This is a genomic window from Nonomuraea sp. 10N515B, from assembly GCF_052245915.1.
Taxonomy (GTDB): Bacteria; Actinomycetota; Actinomycetes; order Streptosporangiales; family Streptosporangiaceae; genus Nonomuraea.
On the sequence record NZ_JBQQBQ010000015.1, the window covers coordinates 178,375 to 195,241 of the forward strand.

At 66.2% G+C, this 16,867-nt stretch carries 21 protein-coding genes; all 21 read right to left on the reverse strand.

What is annotated here, in order from left to right:
• Nucleotides 1-16: 16 nt before the first annotated feature.
• Nucleotides 17-415, reverse strand: coding sequence for a 30S ribosomal protein S8 (gene rpsH, locus ACTWQA_RS24530; protein ID WP_020542297.1), 399 nt, complete (start codon nucleotides 413-415; stop codon nucleotides 17-19).
• A 145-nt stretch (nucleotides 416-560) separates the two neighbouring features.
• Entirely contained in the window at nucleotides 561-746 is a 186-nt protein-coding gene (locus ACTWQA_RS24535; protein WP_090769707.1) for a type Z 30S ribosomal protein S14, read from the reverse strand.
• 4 nt (nucleotides 747-750) lie between these two features.
• Nucleotides 751-1,326, reverse strand: a complete 576-nt coding sequence (rplE, locus tag ACTWQA_RS24540) for a 50S ribosomal protein L5 (protein WP_138670601.1) — start codon at nucleotides 1,324-1,326, stop codon at nucleotides 751-753.
• On the reverse strand, nucleotides 1,326-1,622 hold the full coding sequence (rplX, locus tag ACTWQA_RS24545) for a 50S ribosomal protein L24 (protein WP_305924476.1): 297 nt from the start codon (nucleotides 1,620-1,622) through the stop codon (nucleotides 1,326-1,328). The genes rplE and rplX overlap by 1 nt, the downstream gene beginning before the upstream one ends.
• 11 nt (nucleotides 1,623-1,633) lie before the next feature.
• Nucleotides 1,634-2,005, reverse strand: coding sequence for a 50S ribosomal protein L14 (gene rplN / locus ACTWQA_RS24550; RefSeq protein WP_026214151.1), 372 nt, complete (start codon nucleotides 2,003-2,005; stop codon nucleotides 1,634-1,636).
• A gap of 190 nt (nucleotides 2,006-2,195) precedes the next feature.
• Nucleotides 2,196-2,486: a 30S ribosomal protein S17 gene (gene rpsQ / locus ACTWQA_RS24555; protein WP_305924410.1), complete on the reverse strand. Its 291-nt coding sequence runs from the start codon at nucleotides 2,484-2,486 to the stop codon at nucleotides 2,196-2,198.
• Nucleotides 2,479-2,715: a 50S ribosomal protein L29 gene (rpmC, locus tag ACTWQA_RS24560; protein ID WP_080047279.1), complete on the reverse strand. Its 237-nt coding sequence runs from the start codon at nucleotides 2,713-2,715 to the stop codon at nucleotides 2,479-2,481. The genes rpsQ and rpmC overlap by 8 nt, the downstream gene beginning before the upstream one ends.
• Complete coding sequence (gene rplP, locus ACTWQA_RS24565; protein WP_305924409.1) at nucleotides 2,715-3,134, reverse strand: 50S ribosomal protein L16; 420 nt, start codon at nucleotides 3,132-3,134, stop codon at nucleotides 2,715-2,717. The genes rpmC and rplP overlap by 1 nt, the downstream gene beginning before the upstream one ends.
• Before the next feature lie 2 nt (nucleotides 3,135-3,136).
• On the reverse strand, nucleotides 3,137-3,970 hold the full coding sequence (gene rpsC, locus ACTWQA_RS24570; protein WP_305924408.1) for a 30S ribosomal protein S3: 834 nt from the start codon (nucleotides 3,968-3,970) through the stop codon (nucleotides 3,137-3,139).
• Nucleotides 3,970-4,323 (reverse strand): 50S ribosomal protein L22, encoded by a 354-nt coding sequence (gene rplV / locus ACTWQA_RS24575; protein ID WP_305924407.1) that lies wholly within the window; start codon nucleotides 4,321-4,323, stop codon nucleotides 3,970-3,972. The genes rpsC and rplV overlap by 1 nt, the downstream gene beginning before the upstream one ends.
• A 24-nt stretch (nucleotides 4,324-4,347) precedes the next feature.
• Nucleotides 4,348-4,626, reverse strand: a complete 279-nt coding sequence (gene rpsS / locus ACTWQA_RS24580; protein ID WP_219539599.1) for a 30S ribosomal protein S19 — start codon at nucleotides 4,624-4,626, stop codon at nucleotides 4,348-4,350.
• An 11-nt stretch (nucleotides 4,627-4,637) separates the two neighbouring features.
• Nucleotides 4,638-5,474: a 50S ribosomal protein L2 gene (gene rplB / locus ACTWQA_RS24585; protein WP_127939590.1), complete on the reverse strand. Its 837-nt coding sequence runs from the start codon at nucleotides 5,472-5,474 to the stop codon at nucleotides 4,638-4,640.
• Between the two features lie 103 nt (nucleotides 5,475-5,577).
• Nucleotides 5,578-5,880, reverse strand: a complete 303-nt coding sequence (gene rplW, locus ACTWQA_RS24590; RefSeq protein ID WP_305924406.1) for a 50S ribosomal protein L23 — start codon at nucleotides 5,878-5,880, stop codon at nucleotides 5,578-5,580.
• On the reverse strand, nucleotides 5,880-6,530 hold the full coding sequence (gene rplD, locus ACTWQA_RS24595; RefSeq protein WP_305924405.1) for a 50S ribosomal protein L4: 651 nt from the start codon (nucleotides 6,528-6,530) through the stop codon (nucleotides 5,880-5,882). The genes rplW and rplD overlap by 1 nt, the downstream gene beginning before the upstream one ends.
• The gene (gene rplC, locus ACTWQA_RS24600; protein ID WP_305924404.1) at nucleotides 6,527-7,180 is read right to left on the reverse strand and encodes a 50S ribosomal protein L3; all 654 of its coding nucleotides are present in this window, start codon (nucleotides 7,178-7,180) and stop codon (nucleotides 6,527-6,529) included. The genes rplD and rplC overlap by 4 nt, the downstream gene beginning before the upstream one ends.
• Nucleotides 7,181-7,194: 14 nt before the next feature.
• A complete protein-coding gene (gene rpsJ / locus ACTWQA_RS24605) occupies nucleotides 7,195-7,503 on the reverse strand; it encodes a 30S ribosomal protein S10 (RefSeq protein WP_012887830.1) in 309 nt (102 codons plus the stop codon).
• 253 nt (nucleotides 7,504-7,756) lie between these two features.
• The gene (tuf, locus tag ACTWQA_RS24610) at nucleotides 7,757-8,950 is read right to left on the reverse strand and encodes an elongation factor Tu (protein ID WP_305924403.1); all 1,194 of its coding nucleotides are present in this window, start codon (nucleotides 8,948-8,950) and stop codon (nucleotides 7,757-7,759) included.
• Nucleotides 8,951-9,100: 150 nt separating this feature from the next.
• Complete coding sequence (fusA, locus tag ACTWQA_RS24615) at nucleotides 9,101-11,149, reverse strand: elongation factor G (RefSeq protein ID WP_371825977.1); 2,049 nt, start codon at nucleotides 11,147-11,149, stop codon at nucleotides 9,101-9,103.
• 88 nt (nucleotides 11,150-11,237) lie between these two features.
• Nucleotides 11,238-11,708 carry a 30S ribosomal protein S7 gene (gene rpsG, locus ACTWQA_RS24620; protein WP_020542314.1) on the reverse strand — a complete coding sequence of 157 codons (471 nt, stop codon included), beginning with the start codon at nucleotides 11,706-11,708 and terminating at the stop codon, nucleotides 11,238-11,240.
• Between the two features lie 2 nt (nucleotides 11,709-11,710).
• Nucleotides 11,711-12,085 carry a 30S ribosomal protein S12 gene (gene rpsL / locus ACTWQA_RS24625; RefSeq protein ID WP_020542315.1) on the reverse strand — a complete coding sequence of 125 codons (375 nt, stop codon included), beginning with the start codon at nucleotides 12,083-12,085 and terminating at the stop codon, nucleotides 11,711-11,713.
• A 760-nt stretch (nucleotides 12,086-12,845) separates the two neighbouring features.
• On the reverse strand, nucleotides 12,846-16,724 hold the full coding sequence (locus ACTWQA_RS24630) for a DNA-directed RNA polymerase subunit beta' (protein WP_443161443.1): 3,879 nt from the start codon (nucleotides 16,722-16,724) through the stop codon (nucleotides 12,846-12,848).
• Nucleotides 16,725-16,867 lie beyond the last annotated feature (143 nt).

Below are 16,867 nucleotides of genomic sequence, written 5' to 3' on the forward strand. Positions count from 1 at the left end.
GCTGTGTTCCTCCCCTCTACCAGACGTAGGCGAGGACTTCCCCGCCCACACCACGCTTGCCGGCCTGCTTGTCGGTCATGAGGCCGTGGGACGTCGAGATGATCGCGACGCCCAGTCCGCCCAGGACTCGAGGCAGGTTGTCCTTCTTCGCATAAACCCGCAGACCGGGCTTGGAAACCCGGCGCAGGCCCGCGAGCGATCGCTCACGGGTGGGCCCGAACTTGAGCTCCACCACGAGGTTCTTCCCGACCTTGGCGTCTTCGACGGTCCAGGCCTGGATGTAGCCCTCCTGCTGGAGGATCTCGGCGATGTGCGCCTTGATCTTCGAATACGGCATCGACACGCTGTCGTGGTACGCCGAGTTCGCGTTGCGCAGACGAGTCAGCATGTCTGCGATCGGGTCGGTCATCGTCATGATGGCCAGTGGCCTTCCTCGCCGCGGTTTCCAGTCGGCCAAGCGGAGCTCTGCCGGTGGACCTTCGGCGCGGTCACGGACGCAAAGCGCGTCCTGATCTTCTTGATATATACGGGGGGCGACGCTGGGCCGCCCCCTAGGGTATCTACCAGCTGGACTTGGTGATGCCGGGCAGCTCGCCCCGGTGCGCCATCTCGCGGAAGCACACACGGCAGAGCCCGAACTTGCGGTAGACGGCGCGCGGCCGGCCACAACGCGTGCACCGGGTGTAGGCCCGGACCTCGAACTTCTGCTTGCGCCCCGCCTTGGCGATCAGCGACTTCTTCGCCATTGGATCAGGCCTCCTTGAAGGGGAAGCCGAGGAGCTTCAGCAGCGCCCGGCCCTGGTCGTCGTTCTTCGCGGTGGTCACGATCGTGATGTCCATGCCCCGCGGCCGGTCGACCTTGTCCTGGTCGACCTCGTGGAACATGACCTGCTCGGTCAGACCGAAGGTGTAGTTGCCGTTGCCGTCGAACTGCTTGGGCGACAGGCCGCGGAAGTCCCGGATACGGGGCAGCGCCAGCGCCAGCAGCCGGTCCAGGAACTCCCACATGCGGTCGCCGCGCAGCGTGACGTGCGCACCGATCGGCATGCCCTCACGCAGCTTGAACTGCGCGATGGACTTGCGGGCCCGGACCACGGCCGGCTTCTGGCCGGTGATCGCGGTGAGGTCGCGGACGGCGCCCTCGATGAGCTTCGAGTCGCGAGCCGCCTCGCCGACGCCCATGTTGACCTTGATCTTGGTCAGGGCCGGGATCTGCATGACGTTCTCGATGCCGAACTGCTCGCGAAGCTGCTGCGCGATCTCCTCGCGGTACTTCGTCTTGAGTCGCGGCGTCGGACGCTCGGTCTCAGTGGTCGTGGCGGTCATCAGCTGTCCTCACCCGTCTTCTCGTCGGCCTTCTTCTCGTCGGCCTTCTTGTCGGCGGGCTTGTCGTCCTTGAGCTTCTTCACGTTCGAGACGTGGATCGGGGCCTCCATGGTCTGCACGCCACCAGTCTTGGCGCCGCGCGGACCCTGGTTGGACTCCTTCTCGTGCTTCTTGATCATGTTGACGCCCTCCACCACCACGCGGTCCTCGCGCGGGAGAGCGGCGATCACACGGCCCTTGGCACCCTTGTCCTTGCCCGCGATGACCTGAACCAGGTCACCCTTCTTCACATGCAACGACTTCGGCATCACAGCACCTCCGGGGCGAGCGAGATGATCCGCATGAACTTCTTGTCACGCAGCTCGCGACCGACCGGGCCGAAGATACGAGTGCCGCGAGGGTCACCGCTGTCCTTGATGATGACGGCGGCGTTCTCGTCGAAGCGGATGTAGGAGCCGTCGGGCCGGCGGCGCTCCTTGACCGTGCGGACGATGACGGCCTTGACCACGTCGCCCTTCTTGACGCCAGTGCTGCCGGGCAGCGCGTCCTTGACAGTGGCGACGATGACGTCGCCGATACCGGCGTAGCGTCGGCCCGAGCCACCGAGAACACGGATGCAAAGGATCTCCTTTGCGCCCGTGTTGTCGGCGACCTTGAGCCGCGACTCCTGCTGGATCACGTTGAACTCCTGTTAGTCGCGCCGGTTCTCATTTCTGAGCCTGGCGGAACCGTCGTTGTCTTGTTCCCACGGCCACAGCCCTCGCTGAGGGCCGCACCGCAGGCGACGCGGGACCAGGTGGCCCCGCGTCCTTGGACGCCGTCATGGGGGCTCTGAGAGCCCCCACGAGGCGCGGTATATCCGAGAGGGCCTACTTGGCCTTCTCGAGGATCTCCACGACCCTCCACCGCTTGGTGGCGGAGAGGGGGCGGGTCTCCATGAGCAGCACGCGGTCGCCGACGCCGCAGGCGTTGGCCTCGTCGTGTGCCTTGTACTTGGTCGTACGGCGGATGACCTTGCCGTACAGACGGTGCTTCACGCGGTCCTCGACGGCGACGACGACGGTCTTGTCCATCTTGTCGCTGACGACCAGGCCCTCGCGGACCTTGCGGAAGTGCCGCGCGTTCTCGGTGGTGTTCTCAGTGGTCTCGGTCTCAGCCATCGCTCGTCTCCTTCTCGACCGTGACGATGCCGAGCTCGCGCTCGCGCATCACGGTGTAGATACGGGCGATCTCGCGGCGGACGGCACGCAGCCGCCCGTGGCTCTCCAACTGACCGGTCGCTGCCTGGAAGCGGAGGTTGAACAGCTCCTCCTTGGCTTCCTTGAGCTTCTGGACCAGGGTGTCCTGGTCCTCCACTCGCAGCTCGCCGGCGGTCAGGCCCTTAGCCATCACGCCTCACCCACTTCACGCTTAACGATCTTGCACTTCATCGGGAGCTTGTGAATCGCCCTGGTGAGCGCCTCACGCGCCACCGACTCCGCCACGCCGGACAGCTCGAACATCACGCGTCCGGGCTTGACGTTGGCGATCCACCACTCCGGCGAGCCCTTACCGGAACCCATGCGGGTCTCGGCGGGCTTCTTGGTGAGCGGGCGGTCGGGGTAGATGTTGATCCACACCTTGCCACCACGGCGGATGTGACGGGTCATCGCGATACGAGCGGACTCGATCTGACGGTTGGTCACGTAAGAGTGCTCAATCGCCTGAATGCCGAACTCGCCGAACGTGACCCTGGTGCCGCCCTTGGCGGCTCCGCTGCGGTCGGGCCGGTGCTGCTTGCGGTGCTTGACCCTGCGCGGGATCAGCATGGTCAGCTCCCTTCAGCACCCGGCTGCGCGGCCGGGCCGGTCTCGGGGGCAGCCTGGGAGGCGGCCTCAGTACGGGGGGCGCGGCCACCACCGCGACGCGGACGGTCGCCACCACCACGGCGGGGACGCTCGCCACCGCCACGACGGTCGTCGCGCTCGCGACGCTGGCCGGCACGAGCACCGGCGGCGGCCGCCTCGCGCTCGGCGCGGCTGGTCGGAGCCTCGCCCTTGTAGATCCAGACCTTCACGCCGATGCGGCCGAAGGTCGTGCGGGCCTCGTAGAAGCCGTAGTCGATGTCCGCGCGGAGCGTGTGCAGTGGCACGCGACCCTCGCGGTAGAACTCCGACCTCGACATCTCAGCGCCGCCCAGACGACCCGCGCACTGGACACGGATGCCCTTGGCGCCGGACTTCATGGCCGACTGCATCGCCTTGCGCATGGCACGGCGGAACGAGACACGGCTGGACAGCTGCTCGGCCACGCCCTGCGCGACGAGCTGCGCGTCGATCTCCGGGTTCTTGACCTCGAGGATGTTGAGCTGGACCTGCTTCTTGGTCAGCTTCTCCAGGTCGCCACGGATACGGTCCGCCTCGGCGCCGCGCCGGCCGATCACGATGCCGGGCCGCGCGGTGTGGATGTCCACCTGCACGCGGTCCGTGGTGCGCTCGATCTCGACCTTGGAGATGCCGGCCCGCTCCATGCCCTTCTGCAGCATGCGGCGGATCGCCACGTCCTCGGCGACGTACGACTTGTACAGCTTGTCGGCGTACCACCGGCTCTTGAAGTCGGTCGTGATGCCGAGGCGGAACCCGTGCGGGTTAACCTTCTGGCCCACTATCGGGTCCTTCCCTTCGGCTCGCGGGACTCCACGATCACAGTGATGTGGCTCGTCCGCTTGTTGATCCGATAGGCGCGACCCTGTGCACGCGGACGGAACCGCTTCAGCGTCGGGCCCTCGTCGACCCAGGCCCGGCTGACGACGAGCGTCTGCGGGTCGAGGTCGAAGTTGTGCTCAGCATTCGCCATGGCGCTGCTGAGCACCTTGAAGATCGGCTCGCTCGCCGACTGGGGAGCGAACTGCAGCACGGCCTGCGCCTCCGAAGCGGGCAGCCCGCGAATGAGGTCCACCACACGGCGGGCCTTCTGGGGCGTGACACGGACGAACCGCGCCTGAGCCCTGGCTTCCATCGCTTTCTCCTACTTCCGGGACGCTTACCGCCGGCTGCGGCGGTCTTCCTTGACGTGGCTGCGGAACGTCCGCGTGGGGGCGAACTCTCCGAGCTTGTGGCCGATCATGGACTCGGTGACGAACACCGGGACGTGCTTGCGGCCGTCGTGCACGGCGATCGTGTGCCCGAGCATGTCGGGAACGATCATGGAGCGCCGCGACCACGTCTTGATGACGGTTTTGGTGCCCTTCTCGTTCTGGGCGTCCACCTTCTTGGCGAGGTGGTCGTCCACGAAGGGACCCTTCTTAAGGCTACGTGGCATTTCGGCTGCTCCTACCGCTTCTTCCTCTTGCTCCGACGACGGATGATCAGCCGGTCGCTGGACTTGTTGGCCTGGCGGGTGCGCCCCTCGGGCTTGCCCTTCGGGTTCACCGGGTGGCGACCACCGGAGGTCTTGCCCTCACCACCACCGTGCGGGTGGTCGACGGGGTTCATCGCGACACCGCGGACGGTGGGGCGCTTGCCCTTCCACCGCATACGGCCGGCCTTGCCCCAGTTGATGTTGGCCTGCTCGGCGTTGCCGACCTGGCCCACCGTCGCCCGGCAGCGCACGTCGACCATGCGCATCTCACCGGACGGCATACGCAGGGTGGCGTACTGGCCTTCCTTGGCGAGCAGCTGGATCTGGGCACCCGCGCTACGACCGAGCTTGGCGCCGCCGCCCGGACGGAGCTCCACCGCGTGGATGAAGGTACCGGTCGGGATGTTGCGCAGCGGCAGGCAGTTGCCCGGCTTGATGTCGGCCGCGGGGCCGTTCTCGATACGGTCGCCCTGCTTGAGGCCGGTCGGCGCGATGATGTAGCGCTTCTCGCCGTCGGCGTAGTGGAGCAGAGCGATATTGGCGGTGCGGTTGGGGTCGTACTCGATGTGAGCGACCTTGGCCGGAATGCCGTCCTTGTCATGCCTACGGAAGTCAATGATCCGGTAGGCGCGCTTGTGACCGCCGCCCTGGTGGCGTGCGGTGACCCGGCCGTGTACGTTGCGGCCGCCCTTGCCGTGAAGGGGCGCAAGCAACGACTTCTCGGGCTCGCTGCGGGTGATCTCGGAGAAGTCCGAGACACTCGATCCGCGGCGACCCGGAGTGGTCGGCTTGTACTTACGGATGCCCATCTTTTTCGTTCATCCTTCGTCGGTTACATGGGTGAGCCCGCCGCACCGAAGTGCGACGGTCTCGCCCCGCGGGCCTGTTCGGCCCGCGCACTATCTGTGGCTGCTAGCCGATCTGACCGAAGATGTCGATCCGATCGCCCTCAACCAGGCTCACGATCGCGCGCTTGGTGTCGGGACGCTTGCCGTAGCCGGTGCGGGTGCGCTTGCGCTTGCCCTGCCGGTTGATCGTGTTCACGTCGGTGACCTTGACCCCGAAGATCTGCTCAACAGCGATCTTGACCTGGGTCTTGTTCGCGGTCGTCTTCACCAGGAACGTGTACTTGTTGTGCTCATCGATCAGGCCGTAGCTCTTCTCAGAGACGACCGGCTTGATGATGACGTCGCGCGGGTCGGCGATCTTGTCCATCAGGCCTCTTCCTTCCCGCCGTTGCTCAGTCTGGCCACGACCTGGTCGTACGCCTCCTGGGTGAAGACCACGTCGTCGGACACGAGCACGTCGTACGTGTTGAGCTGCCCCGCGTCCAGCAGGTGGACCTCAGGGGCGTTGCGCAGGCTCAGCCACGTCATCTCGTCGGCCTCGTCGACCACGACGAGCACGCGCCGCGCCTGCGTGACCTTGCGCAGCGCCTCGAGCGCGGCCTTGGTCTTGGGGGTCTCCCCCGTGACCAGCGAGCTGACCACGTGGACGCGGCCGCCGCTCGCGCGGTCGGACAGGGCGCCACGCAGCGCAGCGGCCTTCATCTTCTTGGGCGTGCGCTGCGAGTAGTCACGCGGCAGGGGACCGTGAACGACGCCACCGCCGGCGAACTGCGGCGCACGGGTCGAGCCCTGACGGGCGCGGCCGGTGCCCTTCTGGCGGTACGGCTTCTTGCCGCCGCCGGAGACCTCACCACGGGTCTTGGCCTTGTGCGTGCCCTGCCGGCGAGCGGCGAGCTGGGCCACGACCACCTGGTGGATCAGCGGAACGTTGACCTTGGTGCCGAAGATGTTTTCGGGCAGGTCAACCGTGCCGGTCTTCGCCCCGCTGGGGTCGAGGACGTCGATAGTGGTGCTCACTTGGATGCCCCCTTCTTGGCAGCGGTACGGACGAGGACCAGGCTGCCGTTGGCGCCGGGGATCGCACCCTTGATCAGGATGAGACCGTTCTCGGCGTCCACGGAGTGAACCTTGAGGCTCTGCACAGTGGTGCGGACGTTACCCATCCGGCCAGCCATGCGCAGACCCTTGAAAACGCGGCCCGGGGTGGCGCAGCCACCGATGGAACCCGGCGAGCGGTGCTTGCGCTGCGTACCGTGCGACGCGCCCAGACCACCGAAGCCGTGCCGCTTCATGACACCGGCGAAGCCCTTGCCCTTGCTCTTGCCCGTCACGTCGACGAACTGGCCGGCCTCGAAGGTGTCGGCCAGCAGCTCCTGGCCCAGGGTGTAGTCGCTCGCGTCGTCGGTGCGGATCTCCGCGAAGTAACGGCGCGGGGTGATGTCGTGCTTACGCAGGTAGTCGCCGAGCGGCTTGTTGACCTTCCGGGGGTCGACCTGCCCGAAGCCGAGCTGGATGGCGGAGTAGCCATCCTTCTCTGCGGTGCGGACGCGGGTCACCACGCACGGACCGGCCTCGACCACGGTCACCGGAACCATCCGGTTGTCCGCGTCGAAGACCTGGGTCATGCCGAGCTTCTTGCCCAGGACGCCCTTCATCGTCTTAGCCATGTCAGTGCGTTCCCTCAGAGCTTGATCGAAATGTCGACACCCGCGGGAAGGTCGAGCCGCATGAGCGAGTCAACCGTCTTGGGGGTCGGGTCGATGATGTCAATCAGCCGCTTGTGCGTGCGCATCTCGAAGTGCTCGCGGCTGTCCTTGTACTTGTGCGGCGAGCGGATGACGCAGTACACGTTCTTCTCGGTCGGCAGCGGCACCGGGCCCGCGACCTTCGCGCCAGTCCGCGTCACCGTCTCGACGATCTTCTTGGCCGAGCTGTCGATGACCTCGTGGTCATAGGCCTTGAGCCGAATGCGGATCTTCTGTCCCGCCATAGTGGCCTCGGTGTCCTTCGCTGTCGTCTGAAAAAGTATCGTGCGGCCTGTTGCCGCTGTGCTGGTGCAGGCCAGAGCCCGCTTGACCCCACGAGGCAGACGCAGTCGATCTGCCATTTCTTCCGTGATCCGGCAGTGACTTCGGTCACGAGGCCGAAGCTACTGCTGGATCACGGCGCTTTGCGTGAGGCTCTTACGTGGTGCGGCGGTCGGACCCAGATGTTCGGGGCCGACCGCCGCCCCGACGGTCTAGCTACTTGATGATCTTCACGACCCGGCCGGCGCCGACGGTGCGGCCACCCTCACGGATCGCGAACTTGAGGCCTTCCTCCATGGCGATGGGCTGGATCAGCTCAACGCGCATTTCGGTGTTGTCGCCCGGCATGACCATCTCGGTGCCCTCGGGGAGGTGCACGACACCGGTCACGTCAGTCGTACGGAAGTAGAACTGCGGGCGGTAGTTGTTGAAGAACGGCGTGTGGCGGCCGCCCTCGTCCTTGGACAGGATGTAGACCTGGCCCGTGAAATCGGTGTGCGGGGTCGTCGTGCCCGGCTTGATGATGCACTGGCCGCGCTCGACGTCGTCGCGCTTGATGCCGCGGAGCAGCAGGGCGGCGTTGTCACCGGCGTGACCCTCGTCGAGCATCTTGTTGAACATCTCGATGCTGGTGACGGTGGTCGTGGTCTTCTCCGGCTTGATGCCGATGATGTCGACCTGCTCGTTGACCTTGACGATGCCGCGCTCGATACGGCCGGTGACGACCGTGCCGCGACCGGTGATCGAGAAGACGTCCTCGACCGGCATGAGGAACGGCTTGTCCGTCTCACGCGGCGGCTCGGGAACGTTCTCGTCCACGGCGTTCATCAGCTCGACGATGCTGTCGGCCCACTTCTCGTCGCCCTCGAGAGCCTTGAGCGCGGAGACGCGGACGACCGGCAGGTCGTCGCCGGGGAACTCCTGAGCGGACAGGAGCTCACGGACCTCCAGCTCGACGAGCTCGAGGATCTCCTCGTCGTCCACCATGTCGGCCTTGTTGAGGGCCACGACGATGTAGGGGACGCCGACCTGGCGGGCCAGGAGGACGTGCTCCTTCGTCTGCGGCATCGGGCCGTCGGTGGCGGCGACCACGAGGATGGCGCCGTCCATCTGAGCGGCACCGGTGATCATGTTCTTCACGTAGTCCGCGTGACCAGGGCAGTCAACGTGCGCGTAGTGACGCTTCTCCGTCTGGTACTCGACGTGCGCGATCGAGATCGTGATGCCGCGAGCCTTCTCCTCCGGCGCCTTGTCGATCTTGTCGAACGGGGTCGCCTTGTTCAGCTCGGGGAAACGGTCGTGAAGCACCTTGGTGATCGCCGCGGTCAGCGTGGTCTTGCCGTGGTCGATGTGTCCAATGGTGCCGATGTTCATGTGCGGCTTGGTCCGCTCGAACTTGGCCTTGCCCACTGGTTCTCTCCTTGAGAATCTGACTGACTTTCGTCTACACACTCGGGCCCGGGAACTCCCGAACCCCTTGGCGGCGGGGTGGCTCGCACCACCCCACCAGGGACCAGGACAGAAGTCCTGGCTCGATCCCTTGCGGGATCGGACCAGGAACTACTCGCCCCGGGCCTTCGCGACGATCTCCTTCGCGATGCCCGGAGGCACCTCCGAGTAGGAGTCGAACTGCATGCTGTAGCTCGCGCGCCCCTGCGTCTTGCTACGCAGGTCACCCACGTAGCCGAACATCTCAGACAGCGGCACGAGCGCCGTGACGACACGGGCGCCGGCCCGCTCGTCCATGGACTGAATCTGCCCGCGGCGACCGTTGAGGTCGCCGATGACGTCACCCATGTAGTCCTCGGGCGTGGTGACCTCGACGGCCATCATCGGCTCGAGGAGCACGGCGTCCGCCTTGCGCGCGGCCTCCTTGAAGGCCATCGAGCCAGCGATCTTGAACGCCATTTCCGAGGAGTCGACGTCGTGCGCGGCACCGTCGACCAGCGTAACCTTCACGCCGACCATCGGGTAACCGGCCAGCACGCCGAACTCGGCGGCCTCCTGAGCGCCCGCGTCGACCGAGGGGATGTATTCCCTCGGGACCCGGCCACCCGTGACCTTGTTCTCGAACTCGTAGCCGTCGTTGCCCTCGCCCAGCGGCTCGAGGTTGATGATGACCCGCGCGAACTGACCGGAACCACCGGTCTGCTTCTTGTGGGTGTAGTCGAGCTTCTCCACCTTGCGGCGGATCGTCTCGCGGTAGGCAACCTGCGGACGGCCGACGTTGGCCTCGACCTTGAACTCGCGACGCATACGGTCGACGAGGATCTCCAGGTGAAGCTCGCCCATGCCCCAGATGACCGTCTGGCCGGTCTCCTCGTCACGGCGGACCTGGAAGGACGGGTCCTCCTCGGCCAGCCGCTGGATCGCGGTCGACAGCTTCTCCTGGTCACCCTTGGTCTTGGGCTCGATGGCGACGTTGATCACCGGAGCCGGGAACGTCATCGACTCGAGCACGACCTGGTTAGCCGGGTCAGAGAGGGTGTCACCGGTGGTGGTGTCCTTCAGACCCATGACCGCCACGATCTGACCAGCGATCGCCGAGGGGCGCTCTTCGCGCTTGTTGGCGTGCATCTGGTAGATCTTGCCGATCCGCTCCTTCTTGCCCTTCACAGAGTTGACAACCTGTGAACCGGTGTCGAGCGTGCCCGAGTAGATGCGGATGTAGGTGAGCTTGCCCAGGTGCGGGTCACTGGCGATCTTGAACGCCAGAGCGGAGAACGGCTCGGCCGGGTCCGCGTGACGCTCGATCACCTGGTCCTCCTTGCCGACCGCGTGACCCTTGAAGGCCTTGAGGTCGGTCGGGGCGGGGAGGTAGGCGACGATCGCGTCGAGCAGGGGCTGCACGCCCTTGTTCTTGAACGCGGTGCCGCAGAGCACCGGGTTGATGGCGCTGGCCAGCGTGGCGCGGCGGATCGCCGCCACCAGCTGCTCCTCGGTGGGCTCCTGGCCCTCGAGGAAGAGCTCCATCAGCTCGTCGTCGTTCTCGGCGACAGTCTCGATGAGACGGTCCCGCCACTCGCGAGCGGCCTCGGCGTGGTCGGCCGGGATGTCGACGGTGTCGTACATCTCGCCCTTGGCGGCCTCGGCGCTCCAGATGAGACCCTTCATCTTGATGAGGTCGATGACGCCCTTGAAGTCGGCCTCAACGCCCCACGGAAGCTGAATCACAGCCGGGGTCGCACCCAGGCGGGTGACCATCATCTCGACGCAGCGGTGGAACTCCGCGCCGACCCGGTCCATCTTGTTGACGAAGCAGATCCGGGGAACTTCGTAGCGGTCAGCCTGGCGCCACACCGTCTCCGACTGCGGCTCGACACCCGCGACGCCGTCGAACACGGCGACCGCACCGTCGAGGACGCGGAGCGAACGCTCCACCTCGATGGTGAAGTCGACGTGGCCCGGAGTGTCGATGATGTTGATGGTGTGACCGATCCACTCACAGGTGGTCGCGGCAGACGTGATCGTGATGCCGCGCTCCTGCTCCTGCTCCATCCAGTCCATCGTGGCAGCGCCCTCGTGGACTTCACCGATCTTGTAGTTGATGCCGGTGTAGAACAGGATGCGCTCGGTCGTGGTGGTCTTGCCCGCGTCGATATGGGCCATGATCCCAATGTTGCGGACCTTGGCCAGGTCAAGAGCGGTCGTAGCGGCCACTTTAACTCGCGTCCTCGTCGTCTCGTCGAACCCGCTGTTACCAGCGGTAGTGGGCGAAGGCCTTGTTGGACTCGGCCATCTTGTGGGTGTCCTCACGCTTCTTGACGCTCGCCCCGAGGCCGTTGCTGGCGTCGAGGAGCTCGTTCATGAGGCGCTCGGTCATGGTCTTCTCGCGGCGGGCGCGGGAGTATTGCACCAGCCAGCGCAGGGCCAGGGTGGTGCTGCGCGCGGCGCGCACCTCGACCGGCACCTGGTAGGTCGCGCCACCGACACGGCGGCTGCGGACCTCGAGAGTGGGCTTGACGTTGTCGAGCGCGCGCTTCAGGGTGACGACCGGGTCGTTGCCCGTCTTCTCCCTGCAGCCCTCGAGGGCGCCGTAGACGATCGACTGCGCGATGGAGCGCTTGCCGTCCAGGAGCACCTTGTTGATCAGGGCGGTCACCAGCGGCGAGCTGTAGACCGGGTCAGCCATGAGCTGACGACGGCCAGGAGAACCCTTACGAGGCATTGTTAGCTCTTCTCCTTCTTCGCGCCGTAGCGGCTGCGGGCCTGCTTGCGGTTGCGGACACCCTGGGTGTCCAGCGAACCGCGGATGATCTTGTAGCGAACACCAGGCAGGTCCTTCACACGACCGCCACGCACGAGCACGATGGAGTGCTCCTGCAGGTTGTGACCCACACCGGGGATGTAGGCCGTGACCTCAATGCCGTTCGTAAGCCGAACGCGGGCCACCTTACGCAGTGCCGAGTTGGGCTTCTTCGGGGTCGTGGTGTAGACGCGCTGGCACACGCCGCGCCGCTGCGGACTCCCCTTGAGGGCAGGAGTCTTGGTCTTAGAGACCTTGTCCTGCCGGCCCTTGCGGACCAACTGCTGAATAGTGGGCACTGCCACTCCGTTTCGTGCCTTGGCCGGTGTTACGTCAGTTGTGATGCATTTCGCAGGTTCTGCCGGTGTCATGACCTGCTGGTTTTCCCTGTCTCGGCGCCCCCGCGCTCGGGCGTGTCGCGCTATTCACGCAGACGTCCCGCGAGGTTTACGAGCCAGGAAGCCGTCCCGCACTCGTAATGAGCGCACGGTCGAGAGCCCGCATAGAGACGGGCACGATGTCCAAGACTACCCAGGCCCATGCGACACGTCAAAACGGCGCGGCAAGGCTGATCAGCCATGCCACTCCGGGTCGCCGGGGCCTATCTCATCCAGCCCATCTACAGCTCCACGCACATGATATAGGCTCCCGCCGCCTTCCGTCCCCGGTACGCCCAACCGTCACCCGACCGCGACCAATCGCCACCCCCCACCACGGCCCACAGCGCACCGTAGAGCCGAGCGGCTCACGCCGCGCCCTGAAACTCGGCCCACTGTGCGTCGTAACGGCGGTGCACCACTGAAGGGCTCAGAAACCGTCTCCCTGGAGGGCCCTCAGCCCCGTGCGGCGACTGGGCTGCCACGGCACCGCCGTAACGAAAGAAGGGTTTGAACGCAGCGCGCCCGCGCTTGGTGCGAGAAGGACCCCGGCCGGGAAACGGCCCGGGTTTGAACGCAGCGCGCCCGGACTTGGTGCGAGAAGGACCCCGGCCGGGAACGCAGCGCGCCCGGGCCTCTTGGACAAGAGACCCGGGCGCGTCACCTACTGGCGATCAAGAATTCATCGGTTGTACTGGCCGAAGTCGTACTCCTCCAGCGGGACCGCCTCGCCACTGCCGGTGCCGAAGGTGTAGTCCGCCGCGGTGCCGTCGTAGCCACCAACGGTGTACATGGCCGCCTTGGCCTCTTCGGTCGGCTCCACCCGGATGTTCCGGTACTGCGGCATGCCCGTGCCGGCCGGGATGAGCTTACCGATGATGACGTTCTCCTTCAGACCCAGCAGCGAGTCGGACTTGGCGTGGATCGCCGCGTCCGTCAGCACCCTGGTCGTCTCCTGGAAGGACGCCGCTGACAGCCACGACTCGGTCGCGAGCGAGGCCTTCGTGATGCCCATGAGCACCGGACGACCGGCGGCCGGAGAGCCGCCCTCCGCCACGGTCTCGCGGTTCATCAGCTCGAAGCGCGGCCGCTCGACGAGCTCGCCGGGCAGCAGGTCGGTGTCGCCGGACTCCAGGACGTTGACCCGCTTGAGCATCTGCCGAACGATGATCTCGATGTGCTTGTCGTGGATCGACACACCCTGGGACCGGTAGACCTGCTGGACCTCCGCCACCAGGTGCAGCTGCACGGCCCGCGGGCCGAGGATGCGCAGCACCTCGTTGGGGTTGACCGCACCGGCGACCAGCTGCTGGCCGACCGTGACGCGCTGGCCGTCCTGCACCAGCAGGCGCGACCGCATCGACACCGGGTAGGCGATCTCTTCCGAGCCGTCGTCCGGAGTGATGACGATCTTCCTGGTCTTGTCGGTCTCGTCGATGCGAGCCCGGCCCTCGGCCTCGGAGATCGGAGCGACACCCTTGGGGATGCGCGCCTCGAACAGCTCCGTGACACGGGGCAGACCGTGGGTGATGTCGGCGCCGGCCACACCACCGGTGTGGAAGGTCCGCATCGTCAGCTGCGTGCCGGGCTCACCGATCGACTGGGCGGCGATGATGCCGACCGCCTCGCCGACGTCCACGAGCTTGCCGGTGGCCAGCGAGCGGCCGTAGCAGGTCGCGCAGACACCGATCTTCGCCTCGCAGACGAGCGCGCTACGCGTGCGCACCGTCTCGACCCCGGCCGCGACCAGCTTCGTCACGTGGGTGTCGTTGATGTCGACGCCCGCCGGGACGATGACCTTGCCGTCGACCTCGACGTCCTCGGCCAGGATGCGGCCGTGCACGTTGGACTCGGCGTTCTCCGCCTTGACCAGGTTGCCCGACGCGTCGCGGTCGGCCACGTGCAGCGGGACCGCGCGGTCGGTGCCGCAGTCGATCTCGCGCACGATGACGTCCTGTGCGACGTCCACCAGACGACGGGTCAGGTAACCCGAGTCGGCGGTACGCAGCGCGGTGTCGGCCAGACCCTTCCGCTGACCGTGGGTGGAGATGAAGTATTCCAGCACCGACAGGCCCTCGCGGAACGAGGCCTTGATCGGCCGCGGGATCGTCTCACCCTTGGTGTTGGACACCAGGCCACGGATGCCGGCGATCTGCCGGACCTGCATCTTGTTACCACGGGCGCCGGAGTTGACCATCATCCAGACCGGGTTGGTCGCCGGGAAGGCGTTGACCATGTCGGTCTCGACGTCGGCCGTGGCGTGCGTCCAGATCTCGATGAGCTCCTGACGGCGCTCCTCGTCGGTGATCAGACCGCGCTCGTACTCGCGCTGGACCTTGTCGGCCCTGCGCTCGTAGTTTTCCATGATGTCGGTCTTGTTGGGCGGCGCGACGACGTCCTCGATCGAGATCGTGACACCGGAGCGGGTCGCCCAGCGGAAGCCGGCGTCCTTGAGCGCGTCGAGCGAGTTGGCGACCTCGATCTTGGGGTAGGTCTCCGCCAGCTCGTTCACGATCGTGGACAGCTGCTTCTTGCCGACCTGGAAGTCGACGAACGGGTAGCTCTCGGGCAGCGTCTGGTTGAACAGGCACCGGCCGAAGGTCGTCTCCAGCCTGATCGCGTCGCCCTGCTCCCAGCCCTCGGGTGCCACCCAGTCGCGCGGCGGCAGGACATCGTCCTTCAGCCGGATCTGGATCTTCGCCTGGATCTCCAGCTCGCCGCGGTCGAAGGCCATCTGCGCCTCGGCGATCGAGCCGAACACGCGGCCCTCGCCGATCGCGCCGTCCTTCTGGGTGGTCAGCCAGTAGAGGCCGATGACCATGTCCTGGGTGGGCATCGTCACGGGCTTGCCGTCGGCCGGCTTGAGGATGTTGTTGGTCGAGAGCATCAGGATGCGTGCCTCGGCCTGGGCCTCAGCCGACAGCGGCAGGTGCACGGCCATCTGGTCGCCGTCGAAGTCCGCGTTGAACGCGGTGCAGACGAGCGGGTGGATCTGGATGGCCTTGCCCTCGACCAGCTGCGGCTCGAACGCCTGGATGCCCAGGCGGTGGAGCGTCGGGGCGCGGTTGAGCAGCACCGGGTGCTCGGTGATGACCTCTTCGAGCACGTCCCACACCACGGGGCGGGCGCGCTCGACCATCCGCTTGGCCGACTTGATGTTCTGCGCGTGGTTGAGGTCCACGAGCCTCTTCATCACGAACGGCTTGAACAGCTCCAGCGCCATCTGCTTGGGCAGACCGCACTGGTGCAGCTTGAGCTGCGGGCCGACGACGATGACCGAACGGCCGGAGTAGTCGACTCGCTTGCCCAGCAGGTTCTGGCGGAAACGACCCTGCTTACCCTTCAGCATGTCGCTGAGGGACTTCAGCGGACGGTTGCCGGGACCGGTGACCGGGCGACCGCGGCGGCCGTTGTCGAACAGCGCGTCCACGGCCTCCTGGAGCATCCGCTTCTCGTTGTTCACGATGATCTCGGGCGCGCCGAGGTCGAGAAGCCTCTTGAGGCGGTTGTTCCGGTTGATGACCCGGCGGTAGAGGTCGTTGAGGTCCGAGGTCGCGAACCGGCCACCGTCGAGCTGCACCATCGGTCGCAGGTCCGGCGGGATGACCGGAATGCAGTCCAGCACCATGCCGCGCGGCGAGTTGGTGGTGTTGAGGAACGCGGACACGACCTTGAGCCGCTTGAGCGCGCGGGCCTTCTTCTGGCCCTTGCCGCTGCGGATGGTCTCGCGCAGGTTCTCCGACTCGACATCGAGGTCGAAGCTGATCAGGCGGTCCTGGATCGCCTGCGCGCCCATGCCGCCCTTGAAGTAGCGGCCGAAGCGGTCGCGCATCTCGCGGTAGAGCAGCTCGTCGCCCTCGAGGTCCTGGACCTTGAGGTTCTTGAAGCGACTCCAGACCTCGTCGAGCCGGTCCAGCTCGCGCTGGGCCCGGTCGCGCAGCTGACGCATCTCGCGCTCAGCGCCCTCGCGGACCTTGCGGCGCTGGTCGCCCTTGGCGCCGGCGGCCTCAAGCTCGCCCAGGTCGGCCTCGAGCTTCTTCTGCCTGGCCTCGACGTCGGCGTCGCGGCGCTGCTCGATGTGCTGCCGCTCGACGGAGATCTTCGCCTCCAGCGAGGGCAGGTCACGCTCACGCATCTCGGTGTCGACATGCGTGATCATGTAGGCCGCGAAGTAGATGACCTTCTCCAGGTCCTTCGGGGCCAGGTCGAGCAGGTAGCCGAGGCGCGACGGGACGCCCTTGAAGTACCAGATGTGCGTGACGGGCGCGGCCAGCTCGATGTGGCCCATCCGCTCACGACGCACCTTGGCCCGGGTCACCTCGACGCCGCAGCGCTCACAGATGATGCCCTTGAACCGGACGCGCTTGTACTTACCGCAGTAGCACTCCCAGTCCCGGGTCGGACCGAAGATCTTCTCGCAGAAGAGCCCGTCCTTTTCCGGCTTGAGGGTCCGGTAGTTGATCGTCTCCGGCTTCTTGACCTCGCCGTGCGACCACTGACGGATGTCGTCGGCGGTCGCAAGACCGATCCTGAGCTCGTCGAAGAAGTTGACGTCTAGCATTTTGTGCGATCTCCCCCTCAGACTTCTTCCACGCTGCTCGGCTCACGCCGGGACAGATCGATGCCGAGCTCCTCCGCGGCGCGGAAGACGTCCTCGTCGGTGTCGCGCATCTCGATGGACATGCCGTCGCTGGAGAGCACCTC